Consider the following 12,841-nt stretch of genomic DNA (forward strand, 5'->3'; position numbering starts at 1 on the left):
ATGATCGTCGATCCGGCGCTGCTTCAGGTGTTCGCGGATCCGTTCCCGAACGGGCTCAGCAGATACGTCGTCGGAGGGCTGTTGGTCGGGCTCGGCGCGACCGTGATCTACGTCGGCACGGGGATCGCGGCGGGGGCGAGCACGTTCCTCGAGTCGACGCTCTCGTACGTCTCCGACCAGTCGCGGTTCAAGCGGTATGTCGCCTCGCGGGGCTGGCGGCTCGTGTTCACGTTCGGCATCGTCCTCGGGGCCGCGCTCTTCGCGGCGACGGTCCAGTCGGGACTGATCACCACCTCGCTGTATCAGTCCGGATCGACGGGTCGACTCTATGAACTCGGCGGCGTGACGCTCTGGCTCACCGAGGTCCAGCCGTGGCGGCTGTTCCTCGGCGGGATCCTCGTCGGGATCGGAACCCGGGTCGGAAAGGGGTGTACCTCCGGTCACGGCGTCTGTGGGGTCGGGTCGGCTTCGAAGACCTCGATCGCGGGCGTGATAACCTTCCTGCTGGTCGCCATCGTCACCGCGCAGGTCGTCGCGGCGCTGGGGGTGTCACCGTGACGAACCGGGACCGTCATCCCGCGTTCCTTCCGCTGATCCTCCTCGGCGGGGTGATCTTCGGGTTCGGGCTCGGATTCAGCCAGATGGCGCGTCCGGAGGTCGTGCTCGCGTTCCTGCAGTTCGCGGACTTCGGCCTCCCGTTCGTGATGTTCGGCGCGGCGATCGTCACGGGGATCGCCTTCGCGGTGCTGCCGCGGATCGCCGATGCGGCGCCGCTGACCGGTGATCCCTTCGAGCGCCGCCTGAAGTCGTTCGACCGGAACGTCCTCGTCGGGGGCGCGATCTTCGGCGTCGGCTGGGGGCTGTCCGGGATCTGTCCGGGCGCCGCCTACGCCAGCCTCGGGATCGGCAACGTGACCATCCTCTGGGCGATCGCCGGGATGTTCCTCGGCGCGTACCTCCAGGGGTGGTGGCGGAGCCGCCCGTCATCCGGCGACGCATCGGCACGGTAACCCGCAAGTGCTTTTTACGATGGATCCAACGACGATACTCCTCTTCGTGGCTGCGGCCATCGCCAGCCTGTTTATGGCGTGGGTCATCGGTGCCGGCTCCAGCGGCGCAACTCCGTTCGCGCCCGCGGTCGGCGCCGACGCGATCGCCACGATGCGGGCCGCCTTCGTGGTCGGCATCCTCGGGTTCGCGGGCGCGGTCACCCAGGGTGGCAACGTCTCGGCGGCCGTGGGTCGCGGGCTCATTGGTGGCGTCACCCTTCCGGTTGCGGGCGTCATCATCGTTCTCCTCGTCGGCGCGGGGCTGATGGCCGTCGGGATCCGAACCGGCTACCCGATCGCGACCGCGTTCACCGTCACCGGATCCGTGATCGGTGTGGGTCTCGCGATCGGCGGCACGCCCGTTCCGAGCACGTACCTCGAGATCGGCGCCGTCTGGCTATTGACCCCGTTTGTTGGCGGTGGTATTGCCTTCGCCATCGCGAGCGTTCTTCCACGGTCCGACGTCCCGGAATCGCGCAGCGTCCCCCTCCTGGTCGGGGTCGTCGGCGCCGTTCTCGCGAACGTCGGGTTCGCGTTCCTCGGCCCCGATGATGGGTCGGGATCGATAGCCGTCGCCGTCGCCGAGGCCCTGCGGGAATGGGCGGGACACGGCGGGCCCGTCTCTGCGCTCGGTGGCGGTATTCCGCTCCCGGTCGGTGGCGGTATTCCGATCACAGTTGCCGGCATCACCCTTCCTCTCGGCCGGGCCGCCGTGACGGTCGGCATCGCGCTCGCGCTCGCCGTGCTCGCCCGGTGGGACGTCCGCCGGGATCAGGCAGGCGGGCTGCGACGGGTCCTGCTCGCGCTCGGCGCGCTCGTGGCCTTCTCGGCCGGCGGGAGCCAGGTTGGCCTGGCGGTCGGGCCGCTGGTGCCGCTTTTCGACACGGTCGAGTCCGTTCCGAGCGTCGCGATCCTCGTCGGCGGCGGCCTCGGGATTCTCGTCGGGTCCTGGACCGGGGCGCCCCGGATGATCAGCTCGCTCGCGCAGGAGTATTCCTCGCTCGGCCCGCGGCGGTCGATCGCCGCGCTCGTTCCGTCCTTTCTGATCGCACAGCTGGCGGTCCTGCTCGGCGTGCCCGTCTCGTTCAACGAGATCATCGTCTCCGCGATGGTCGGCAGCGGCGCTGCGGTCGGCGGATGGGACGCGATCGACCCGCGAAAGATCGGCCTCACGATCCTCGCGTGGATCGCCTCCTTCGCGGTTGCGTTCCTGCTTGGGTACGGGATCGCTCTGGCGGCGATCTGACTGACGACCGTTTGATGGGCGGCGATCGACCCGACCGGTTTTATCGATGCGCCGTCAACGAGCGGTATGGGTTTTCATACCTTCGACGCCGACCGTGCGTCCAAACTCGAGGAGGCCGAGCAACGCTACCGGTATCTGTCCCGTGACGAACTGGTCGCGGCGATCGATCCCGCTCCGGACGACGTTCTCGCCGACCTGGGCAGCGGGACCGGATTTTACACGGACGACGTCGCTCCGTACGTCGACACCGTCCACGCGGTCGACGTCCAACCGGAGATGCACGACTACTACCGCGAGAAGGGTGCGCCCGACAACGTCGCGTTCGTGACGAGCGACGTCGCCGACCTCCCGTTCGAGGCGGACGCCCTCGACGGCGCGTTCTCGACGATGACCTACCACGAGTTCACGACCGAGGAGTCGATCGCGACGCTCGCCAGGACGATCACCCCCGGTGGTCGCCTCGCCATCGCCGATTGGTCGGCCGACGGGATGCGCGAGGTGGGTCCGCCGGTCGAGGAGCGATACGACGCGGCCGACGCCACCGATGCGCTCGAGGCGGGGGGATTTGAGGTGGTTCGTGCCGAGGAGCGACCGGAGACCTTCCTCGTGGTCGCGATCCAGGAGTAGCCGTTTTTGGTCGTGGCGATCCGGAAGCCAGCCTGATCCGGAAGCCAGCCCGAGGCGGAGTCGATCGACTCCGTGGTCGGGGTACGAACAATCAAGTCGCGGACCACCCACAGTGAGATATGGTGCCCGACTCGGTCCTCAACGTGCCCGATGCGCTTGCTGTGCTCACTGCGCACGATGCACATGATGCCCCCGAGGTGACGATGACCGTGTCGGCGGCCCCGACCGGACTGGAGTTGCCCCCTGCAGCGCTGGACGCGGCGGCGATCGTCGAGGTCTCCGGCGCGACGGTCGTGTTCGGGCTCATCCTCGCGGCGCTCGTGCTCTTCGTCACCGAAGCGATTCCCAACGACGTCACAGCGATCGGCGTCATGGCCGCGCTCGTCCTGCTTGAACCGTGGACGGGGGTGGACGCTCGTGGCGCGATCTCGGGGTTTGCCAATCCGGCGACGGTCACCATCATCGCGATGTATATGCTGAGCGCGGGGATCCAGGCGACCGGCCTGGTCCGGCGCCTCGGCGTTCACCTCGCCGACCTCACCGCGGGCAGCGAGTTCCGGGCGCTCGTGGCGACCGTCTGTACGGCCGGTCCGCTCGCGGGGTTCATCAACAACACGCCGGTCGTCGCGGTCTTCGTGCCGATGATCACCGACCTGGCGGCGGAGACGCGGATCAGCCCCTCGAAGCTGCTGTTGCCCCTCTCGTACGCGGCCATCCTCGGCGGCACCCTCACGGTCATCGGCACCTCGACGAACATCCTCGCGAGCGATTTTGCCCGGATCCTGATCGACGGCCGCGACGGGATCGGGATGTTCGAGTTCACGGGCCTCGGCGTCGTGGTCCTCGGCGTCGGGACCGTCTACCTGCTGACGGTCGGTCGACGCCTGGTCCCTGCACGGGTTCCGGTCGACGCCGACCCGATCGACGAGTTCGATCTCGATGACCACCTCGCGATGATGCGCGTTCGGTCCGACTCACCCGTCATCGGGCGATCGATCGACACGCTCGATGCCGACGTTCCGGACGTCCGGATCCTGCAGCTCCGTCGGAACGGGTCGGCCCGTTCGGGTCCCGACTCCGCGGAGCCGATCCGGGCCGAGGACCGCCTCGTCGTCCACGGGACGCTCCAGGCGATCAACCGGTTCCGTGAGGCGACCGATCTCGCACAGCTGGTCCGTGAGGACGTCACCGAGGAGACCTTCGAGACCGCCGAGACGGACGGGACGTTGGCCAGAGCGATCGTTCCGGAGGGATCCCGTTACATCGGGGAGACGATCGCCGAAACCGGGCTCTCCGAGTACCACCGCACGACCGTGCTCGCGGTTCGACGGGCGGGGGAACTCCACCGGTCCGGTCTGTCGGCCCTCCAGCTTCAGGCGGGCGACCTGCTGTTGGTCCGTACGACACCGCCCTCGATCCGGTATTTCACCGATACCGGCGACCTTCTCGTTGCTGAGGAAACCGCCGTCGAGCGACTCGCGTCCGCGGACCCAGCCGACATCGCGCCGATATCGGACACCGCACCGGTCGCGGTGGCGATTATGGTCGGCGTCGTCGGGATTGCCGCCCTCGGCGCACTCCCCATCGTGATCGCCGCGCTGGCCGGCGTCTTCGCGATGGTTGTCACCGGCTGTCTACGCCCTGCGGACGCCTACGACGCCGTCTCCTGGAACGTGGTCTTCCTGCTCGCGGGAGTCATTCCCCTCGGTCTGGCGATGGACCGGACCGGCGGCGCCGCGATGCTCTCGGAGCTGCTCGTCGCGACCGCTCAGGTCCTTCCGCCCATCGGCGTCCTGTTCCTGTTCACCGTCGTGACGGCGTTGCTCGCCAACGTCATCACGCCGGTGGCCACCGTCGTGTTGATGATCCCGGTCGCCGTCGACGCGGCGGTCGGCTTCGGCGCCAACCCGTTCGCCTTCCTGCTTGCGGTCACCTTCGCGTCAGCGACGTCCTTCATGACCCCGGTCGGCTATCAGACGAACCTGATGGTCTACGGGCCGGGCGGCTACCGGTTCAGCGACTTCCTCCGTGTCGGCGGCCCGCTGCAACTGCTCGTGGCGGTCGTGACCACCGTGGGGATCGTGGTCGGCTGGGGGCTGTGATTCCCGCGACGGTCGGCGCGGCAGGTGGTCAAGAATCACCTATCTCGATCCGGCTCGTGATCACGACGCCGCGATGCGGGGAACGGTTTTCCCGGTACCGCCCGTAGGTTCCGTATGGCTCCGGACGTCATCCAGCTTGGCGACGACGAGCGCGACGAGTTCCTCGGCACCGGCGGCACCGGCGTGCTGTCGTTCAGCACGGACGCGGAGACGCCGCCTCACTCGATTCCCGTCTCCTACGGCTACGATCCCGTCGGCGAGACGTTCTACTTCCGGCTTGCAACCGGCGTCGAGAGCCGGAAGGGCGATCCGACGGACCGTTCCGTCTCGTTCGTCGCGTACGGGCAACGTGAGGACCGCTGGAACAGCGTCGTCGCCGAGGGGCGCCTCGTGGCGACCACCGACGACGACGTCGCGCTCGAGGCGCTCCAGGGCCTCGAGCGCGTCCACATTCCCTTCGTCGAGATCTTCGGCACCCCGCCGGAGACGATCGACTTCGAGTTCTACCGCCTCGACCCCGCGGAACTGACCGCTCGGACCGAACGGCCGGTCCGCCGCTGACGCGGATATCGACGTTCACCGGTGTGTTTATAGTATTGGGTGTATTATACACAAACAAGATGCAGGACGACGACTCCGCTGGCGAGCAGCTCGGTATCGTGATCGAAACGAACGACCCCGAACGCGTGTGGAACGCCTTTCGACTCGGGATCACGGCGGTGGAGGACGGCCATGACGTCTCCGTCTTCCTGTTAGGTGCCGGCGTCGAGAGCGAGGAGATCACCCACGACACCTTCGACGTCCGCGACCGGATGACGGCGTTCGTCGACGCCGGCGGCGACCTCGAGGCCTGTGGAACCTGTCTGGACCTTCGCAACGAGGAGGGAAGCGATTACTGCCCGATGTCGACGATGGCCGACCTGCTCGAGATCGTCACCGAGTCCGACCGCGTCCTAACGATCGGGTGAGTACGGAGGCGATGGATCGGTCGCCGAAGATCGTCAGTCCTCGACGGCCGGTTCGGCATCAGCCGATTCCGCCTCGCCGACAAGGACGACCGGAACGTCGGCGTCCTCGACGACCGCCGCGGCGGTGCTCCCAAGCAGGACGGTCTTCATCGTGGATCGTCCCGTCGACCCCATCACGATCAGGTCGATCCCGGCCTCCCGAACGTACGCGAGTAGTTCCTCGTGGGGGACGCCCGTCCGGATCTCGGTGACGACCTCCAGGTCCGGGCCGGCGGCCGCTCTGACCGCTTCGGTGGCCGCCTCGCCCTCCTGCCGGAGGTTCTCGCGGACGGTCTCCGGGTCGACGATCGCGTTGTCGTAGGCGGTCCGCGTCTCGACGACGTAGACGGCGTGCAGCGTCGCGTCGTGAGCCGACGCGAGGGCGATCGCGTGATCGGTCGCCTCCCTGGCGGTCCCGCTCCCGTCGGTCGCGAGAAGTACGTCGGTGTACACGATAGCGGATTCGGGCGGGTCCTACAAAGGTCTATGCGGTCCGACTGGCGGCCCCGACTAGCCGGTCCGTCTCTCCCGGCGACGTCGGCGACGACGACTGAGACGGTTCACGCGGTTCGGTCCGTCGACGATCGACCGTTTCGCCGGTTTCGGTCCCGACCGACGTTCCGGCCGGCCAGCAGGAACAGCGCGACCGCGATCGCACCGAACATAACCGTCCCGATCCCCACCGGGGAGACCGAAATGACACCCATTCCGGCGACCGTGATCGCGGCCACCGCGCCGCCGAGGACCACGGCGACTCCGAGCAGGACCGCGCCGATGAGCTTGATCGTCCCGTCGAGCCGTGAGACCGATCGGTTCTGTGACATACACGTGGATGTACACATCCTACTCTTAAACCAACGACGCCGATTCTCACGACGTTGGAACACCGATCGGCACGAACGGTTCGTGAAACGGAACAAGCGGGACCCGGATCGGCGACGTCGTGGCTGTCCCGTCCCGCTACTCCGAGTCGGCCTCGACGATCTCCGTCCCCGTCCCCCACTTGTCGAAGAAGGCGACGTAGCCGTAGATCCCGAACACGAGCAGGACGACGGCGACCAGGTACGGGATGATCGGCACGCTCAGTCCGAGGAACTCGAGCAGCGTGCGGAACTCGTAGAGCCCGACCCCGAGCACCGCGAGCGCGACCAGGAGGCCGCCGCGGGTGACCGACAGATCGACCATCACGGCCACCCCCCGAGCCGGCCGCCGCCGAGCGCGTCGACCGCTCGGTCAGTGAGGAGCGCGATGGCGTCCGGGGCTCGGTCCACCAGGATCGAGAGCGCGTCGAGGACCATCGGGAACGCCTCGCCGCCGGGTCCGAACAGGCCGCCACGTTGGATGATCGCGACGATCGGGAGCGCGTACGCGAGGAGTACGAGCAGGACCGCGATCCCGCCCCACAGCCGGATGTTGTCGAGGACGAGCGGCGCGTCCTCCGGCCCGGAGATCGGCTCGGAGATCGTCTCTGCGAGCCCGTCAGTCCGGCTGTTCCCCATCGTCAGGACGACGTTGCTGAGGAACAACACGGCGGAGGCGAAGAGGATCGTCCCGCCGATGGCGATCTGGACGTTCAGCTCCTGGAAGCCGCCGAAGGCGGTTCCGTACTCGAAGCCGGCGTACTCGGGCTCAGCCGTCCGGCGTGGGGCGCCGAGCAGTCCCTGTGCGTGCATCGCGTTGGACATCAGGGCCATCCCCGCGAACCAGAGGACGACCTGCGCCAGTCCGATCTGTTTGCTGTAGATCGGCTTGTTGGTGATCTGGGGCCACAGCCAGTAGGTCGCCGCCATGAACGTCAACGCGACGGCAGTCCCCACGGTGAGGTGGAAGTGGCCGGGAACCCAGATGGTGTTGTGGATGAGGTAGTTGATGTTCATTCCCGCGTTGACCATCCCGGAGTAGCCGCCGGCCGCGAACATCAGCCCGGCGAGCATCATTCCGGTGAACGCCGGGTCACGCCACGGCAGCGTGCGCAGCCAGCCGAAGAGGCCGGTTCCGCCACGAACGCGGGCACCGTATTCCACGCTCGCGACGACGGTAAAGGCCGTCAGCAGGCTCGGCAACAGGAGGAACATCGTGTTCGTCATCGAGACGAATTTGAAGCCCTCCGCGATGCCCGGGTCGAGGTACTGGTGGTGGATCCCGACCGGGGTGGACAGCAGGAGGAACAGCACGAAGACCACCCGTGCGAGGGGGTCGCTGAACAGCCGGCCGCCGGCGATCGACGGCAGGACGGTGTACCACAGGAGGTACGCCGGCATCAGCCAGAAGTAGACGACCGGGTGGCCGAAGAACCAGAACAGCGTCCGCGTCAGCGTCGGATTGACCGTCTCGATCAGCCCCAGCGACCACGGCAGCAGGAAGAACAGCACCGAGATCGCCAGCGCCGACGTCGCCACGTACCACATAATCGTCGTGGTCAAGACCATGAAGGTCTGCAGCGGGATCCGCTCGTCCGGGTTCTCGCGGCGCCAGGCGAGGTACGTCCGCCACCAGTCGAGCCCCGCCAGCCAGGTTCCGACGAGGAACACCGCCAGTCCGCCGTAGAACAGCGGGTGCGCCTGCAGCGGCGCGTAGAAGGTGAAGAGCACGTCGGCGCTCAGGTCCACGGCGCTCGTGAACCCGGCGAGGATCGTGATCCCCGTCAGCGTCATCCCGACCGCCATCAGCCCGTACCACGCCCAGGAGAACCGCGTGTTCACGAGCGGGCGGTCCAGGCTCCGCACGAGCGCCCAGGTGAACACGCCGACCAGGAAGAAGATGGTGAAGCTCAACACCAGGAACACGCCGTGAGCCGTGAGGAACGTGTAGTAGTCGACCGAGCTGAACGGCCGGGCGATCCCGGTCCGATGGAGCGTCTGGATGATCCCGAACGTCGTCCCGATCGCGAACGCCAGGAACGCCCCGAGGAAGGTGGCCCGGACGATCCGCGCCTCCGCGGGGAACCGGTCGTAGAAGGTTCCCTCCGGGGTCGCGGCTCCATCCCCGTCCCCGTCCGGGTCGTCCTCGTTCGTTACTGGTTCATTGGTCGCGTCGGGCGACGTGGTCGCCGGTGCGTCCGCGGTCGCGGTCATTGGTCACCTCCGCTTCCGTCGCCGTCGGTCGATCCCCCGGAATCGGTCGAGCCACCGGTCGACGACTCGAACTCGTCCTGCGGAACGACCTCGATCGTGGCCTCCATCCCGTGGTGGGCGGCCCCGCAGTACTCGTTACAGATGACCCCGTACTCGGTCGGCCCCCCGGTCTCGACGGTCAGCGTCGAAACCTCGCCGGGGATCACCATCGTGTTGGCGTTCGTTCCCACCACCTCGAAGCCGTGGGTCACGTCCCGGGAGGTCACCATAAACGTCACCGTGCTGTTCGCCGGTATCACGATCGGATCGGGCTCGAAGCCGAACTGGTAGGCGACGACGTACGCCTCGTACTCGTTCTCGCCCACCTGTTCGACGCGCGGCTCGGCGAAGCGGTCGTCCTCGTCGAGCGCCGTCGGATCGACCGTCGGCTGGTCGGCGGCGACCATCGAGACGCCGGGGCCGACCGCGCCGTAGGTGACCGAACCGATCAGCAGCAGGATCAGTCCCAGTCCCAGCGCCAGCCAGATCTTCTCGTAGCTGTGAACGTGCATCGGTCACCCCACCACGATCAGGTCGTTCCCGAGGAACTCCACGAAATAGATGTACACCCACATCGTCACCAGGATGCAGAAATACACCAGGATCAACGCGAGGGTTCCCTTCGGGTCGAACGACTTCGGGTCCTCGATCAGTCCCGCCGCCGTCTGCTCGCTGTCTGTCGTACCCATAGGCAAAAGTTACCGAACTCGGCCACTTATATTCGCAGGGTGGTCCCGCGGCCTGAGATCGCCCCACGTCTATTTATTCCCAGGCCTACACGTTCAGGGTATGGACTTTCCGCCGCAACGGATCGTGCTCCTCGGCCTCCTCGCGACGCCGACGGCGATCGTCTTCGCCCTCTCCCGCGGCGAGGCGGTCGTCGCGCTCGCGGTCGTCAACGTGCTCATCATCGTCGGGAGCCTCGTTCGGGCGACCGGCGGCGAAACCGGGTCGGCACACCACGATGCCGAGGCCGAGACGTCGGCCGCATAGCCCAGGGAGAGCCTCGCTCCGAGATGGCCACGTGCACCCTCTGTGATCTCCCCACGCCTGCGGACCCGGTCACCGGCCCCGACGTCGAGGGCGAGTTCTGCTGTCGGGGCTGTCTCGAGGTCTCCCGCTCGCTCGGCGGGATGGCGGGCCTCGAGGCGGCCGCCGAGGACGTCGACGCCGCGCTCGGCACCCAGGCCGGCTCAGCGACCGCCGATCCGGCGAGTACCGAGACTGCCGTCGACGCTCCGGCAAGCACCGAAGCCGTTGCCACCGATACGGCGGCAGCCGTGGACGACCTCGAGACGACGTATCTTCACGTCGACGGGATGCACTGTGCGACCTGCGAGCGCTTCCTCGAGGTGACCGCGGCACGGGCCGACGGTGTCGAGGCAGCGACCGCGAGCTACGCGACCGACACGGTTCGCGTCGACCACGACCCGGACCGGATCGACGATGCGGGCCTGACGGACGTCCTCTCGACCGCGGGCTACGAGGCCACCGATCGCCGGGACCGGTCGTCGACCGAGGACGATGCCGTCGACGTCGTCCGGTTCCTCGTCGGGGGCGGGCTCTTCGGGATGATGGCGATGCTGTGGTACGTCCTCTTTTTGTACCCGACCTACTTCGGCTACGCCCCGCTCGTCGATCTCGGCGGCCTCTCCGGTCGGTATCTGTTCGCGCAGATCTGGGTGTTCACCTCGGTCGTGCTCTTGTATACCGGCTTCCCGATCCTTCGCGGCGCGTACGTGAGCCTTCGCGCCCGGCAGCCGAACATGGACCTCCTCGTGTCGCTCGCCGCGGTCAGTTCCTACGTCTACAGCACCCTGGCGATGCTCCTCGGGCGGACGGACCTCTACTTCGACGTGACGATCGCCGTCATCCTCGTGGTCACCGGCGGCGGGATCTACGAAACCCGGATCAAACGTCGTGCAACCGGCCTCCTCTCGGAGCTGACCGCCGCGATGGACGACACGGCCAGGCTGGCCGACGGCGAGGAGGTCCCGCTTGCGGACGTCGATCCCGGCGATCGCCTGCGGGTTCTCCCGGGCGAGCGCGTCCCGCTCGACGGGACGGTGATCGAGGGAACCGCCGCCGTCGACGAGGCGCTCGTCACCGGCGAGTCGATCCCGGACACGAAACGCCCCGAGGACGCCGTCCGCGGTGGAACGGTCGTCACCGACGCGCCGCTCGTCGTTCGCGTCGGCGCGGACGCGACGAGTACCCTGGACCGGCTCGTCGAGTTGCTCTGGGACGTCCAGAGCGCGCGCTCGGGCGCTCAGCGCTTGGCCGACCGACTCGCGACGGTCTTCGTCCCCCTCGTCGTGACGGTCGCCGTCGTCGTCGGCCTCCTTCGGCTGGCGAGCGGCGCGACCCTCTCCACCGCCGCCCTGGTCGCGCTCACCGTGCTCATCGTCTCGTGTCCGTGTGCGTTCGGGCTCGCGACCCCGCTCGCGGTCGCCGCCGGGATCCGCGAGGCTGCGGAGCGTGGGATCGTGATCGCCTCCGCGGCCGTCTTCGAGCGCGCCGGCTCGATCGACACGATCGTCTTCGACAAGACCGGCACGCTCACGGACGGCGAGATGCGCGTTCTCGATATTGAGCCCGTCATCGATACGCACCCGGCCGGCGGGTCGATCGACGATCCGAGCGACGCGGGCCAGATACTCGCCCGGGCCGCCGTCCTCGAGCGTGCCTCCCCACATCCGGTCGCGACGGCGATCGTCGACCGGGCGGAGACGACCACCGACCGGGTCGCCGACGGCGGTCGTCTCGAGGACGCGACCGGGATGGACGATTCCACTGACGCCGATCCGCCGTCAACCGCCGCCGATCCGTCACCCGCCGGTTCATCACTCGCCGCCAGCGTCGCCGCTGACACCAGCGTTGACGGAGGCGTCGATCCCGACCTCGATGTCGACGTGGCCGTCCGGGATCGCGGCGTCGTCGGAACGATCGATGGCGTCGACCATCGCGTCGGCCACCCATCCCTGTTCGATGACTGGACGATCCCTGAGGCAGTCGACGCCCGCGTTTCGACCGTTCGGTCCCGAGGTAACGTTCCCGTGCTCGTCGGGTGGGACGGCGCCGTTCGTGGCGTGATCGCCGTCGGTGACGACGTGCGTGACGGCTGGGAGTCGGTCGTGTCGAACCTCGCCGATCGGGGGATGGAGATCGTCGTGTTGACCGGCGACAGTCCCGAGGCTGCCTCGCGGTTCGAGTCACATCCGTCGATCGACCGCGTGTTCGCCGGGGTTCCGCCGGAGGCGAAAGCCGAGACGGTCTCCCGGCTTGCGGCGACGCGGTCAGTCGCGATGGTTGGCGATGGGAGCAACGATGCGCCCGCGCTCGCGGCTGCGACGCTCGGGATCGCGGTCTCGGGGGGGACGGATCTGGCCGTCGATGCCGCCGACGCGGTCGTTCTCGAGGATCGACTGGCCGCGATCCCGGAGCTGTTCGCGCTGATCGCGGGGACGACCGGTCGGATTCGTGCCAACCTCGGCTGGGCGCTCCTGTACAACGCGGTCGCGATCCCGCTTGCGGTCGCTGGGGTGTTGAATCCGCTGCTGGCCGCCCTCGCCATGGGGTCGAGCAGTCTCCTCGTGGTGCTCAACTCCTCGCGAGCGATCCTTGACGACCGCTGACCAGTCGGGTGCTCGACGATCACCGACCAGTTGGAAGCCGGCCGTCGACGTCGTAACCATCA

General features: G+C 67.9%; 15 protein-coding genes. 9 read left to right on the forward strand and 6 right to left on the reverse strand.

The genetic code is table 11. The annotated features are described in order from the left end of the window. The 7 genes from BLW38_RS00540 to BLW38_RS00570 all read left to right on the forward strand — a co-directional run bounded on the left by BLW38_RS00540 (window position 1) and on the right by BLW38_RS00570 (window position 5,992). On the forward strand, window positions 1-558 hold the full coding sequence (locus BLW38_RS00540) for a YeeE/YedE family protein (RefSeq protein WP_092812827.1): 558 nt from the start codon (window positions 1-3) through the stop codon (window positions 556-558). Then, on the forward strand, window positions 555-1,010 hold the full coding sequence (locus BLW38_RS00545) for a YeeE/YedE family protein (protein ID WP_092812829.1): 456 nt from the start codon (window positions 555-557) through the stop codon (window positions 1,008-1,010). The genes BLW38_RS00540 and BLW38_RS00545 overlap by 4 nt, the downstream gene beginning before the upstream one ends. Window positions 1,011-1,029: 19 nt before the next feature. Then, window positions 1,030-2,295: an inorganic phosphate transporter gene (locus BLW38_RS00550; RefSeq protein ID WP_092812831.1), complete on the forward strand. Its 1,266-nt coding sequence runs from the start codon at window positions 1,030-1,032 to the stop codon at window positions 2,293-2,295. Window positions 2,296-2,361: 66 nt separating this feature from the next. Next, complete coding sequence (locus tag BLW38_RS00555; protein ID WP_092812833.1) at window positions 2,362-2,922, forward strand: class I SAM-dependent methyltransferase; 561 nt, start codon at window positions 2,362-2,364, stop codon at window positions 2,920-2,922. 119 nt (window positions 2,923-3,041) lie between these two features. After that, a complete protein-coding gene (locus BLW38_RS00560) occupies window positions 3,042-5,024 on the forward strand; it encodes an SLC13 family permease (RefSeq protein WP_245710017.1) in 1,983 nt (660 codons plus the stop codon). Window positions 5,025-5,138: 114 nt separating this feature from the next. Further along, a complete protein-coding gene (locus tag BLW38_RS00565) occupies window positions 5,139-5,585 on the forward strand; it encodes a pyridoxamine 5'-phosphate oxidase family protein (RefSeq protein ID WP_092812835.1) in 447 nt (148 codons plus the stop codon). 59 nt (window positions 5,586-5,644) lie between these two features. Then, complete coding sequence (locus BLW38_RS00570; RefSeq protein ID WP_092812838.1) at window positions 5,645-5,992, forward strand: DsrE family protein; 348 nt, start codon at window positions 5,645-5,647, stop codon at window positions 5,990-5,992. 33 nt (window positions 5,993-6,025) lie between these two features. Here BLW38_RS00570 and BLW38_RS00575 read toward each other — a convergent pair whose 3' ends face one another. The 6 genes from BLW38_RS00575 to BLW38_RS16080 form a co-directional block, all read right to left on the reverse strand. After that, window positions 6,026-6,484: a universal stress protein gene (locus BLW38_RS00575; RefSeq protein ID WP_092812841.1), complete on the reverse strand. Its 459-nt coding sequence runs from the start codon at window positions 6,482-6,484 to the stop codon at window positions 6,026-6,028. A gap of 107 nt (window positions 6,485-6,591) precedes the next feature. Next, window positions 6,592-6,855, reverse strand: coding sequence for a hypothetical protein (locus BLW38_RS00580; protein ID WP_092812844.1), 264 nt, complete (start codon window positions 6,853-6,855; stop codon window positions 6,592-6,594). Between the two features lie 136 nt (window positions 6,856-6,991). After that, window positions 6,992-7,216, reverse strand: a complete 225-nt coding sequence (locus BLW38_RS00585; RefSeq protein WP_092812847.1) for a hypothetical protein — start codon at window positions 7,214-7,216, stop codon at window positions 6,992-6,994. Further along, on the reverse strand, window positions 7,216-9,105 hold the full coding sequence (locus tag BLW38_RS00590) for a b(o/a)3-type cytochrome-c oxidase subunit 1 (protein ID WP_092812850.1): 1,890 nt from the start codon (window positions 9,103-9,105) through the stop codon (window positions 7,216-7,218). Before BLW38_RS00590 ends, BLW38_RS00585 begins: the two co-directional genes overlap by 1 nt. After that, window positions 9,102-9,656 (reverse strand): cytochrome c oxidase subunit II, encoded by a 555-nt coding sequence (locus BLW38_RS00595; protein ID WP_092812853.1) that lies wholly within the window; start codon window positions 9,654-9,656, stop codon window positions 9,102-9,104. The genes BLW38_RS00590 and BLW38_RS00595 overlap by 4 nt, the downstream gene beginning before the upstream one ends. Window positions 9,657-9,659: 3 nt before the next feature. Then, window positions 9,660-9,833, reverse strand: coding sequence for a hypothetical protein (locus tag BLW38_RS16080; RefSeq protein ID WP_177167387.1), 174 nt, complete (start codon window positions 9,831-9,833; stop codon window positions 9,660-9,662). A gap of 100 nt (window positions 9,834-9,933) precedes the next feature. Here BLW38_RS16080 and BLW38_RS00600 point away from each other — a divergent pair, with 100 nt between their 5' ends. Beyond that, the gene (locus BLW38_RS00600) at window positions 9,934-10,137 is read left to right on the forward strand and encodes a hypothetical protein (protein WP_092812856.1); all 204 of its coding nucleotides are present in this window, start codon (window positions 9,934-9,936) and stop codon (window positions 10,135-10,137) included. Window positions 10,138-10,160: 23 nt separating this feature from the next. After that, a complete protein-coding gene (locus tag BLW38_RS00605; protein WP_092812858.1) occupies window positions 10,161-12,779 on the forward strand; it encodes a heavy metal translocating P-type ATPase in 2,619 nt (872 codons plus the stop codon). Window positions 12,780-12,841: the final 62 nt, after the last annotated feature.

Origin of the sequence: Halopenitus malekzadehii, assembly GCF_900108505.1 — an archaeon.
Lineage (GTDB): Archaea > Halobacteriota > Halobacteria > Halobacteriales > Haloferacaceae > Halopenitus > Halopenitus malekzadehii.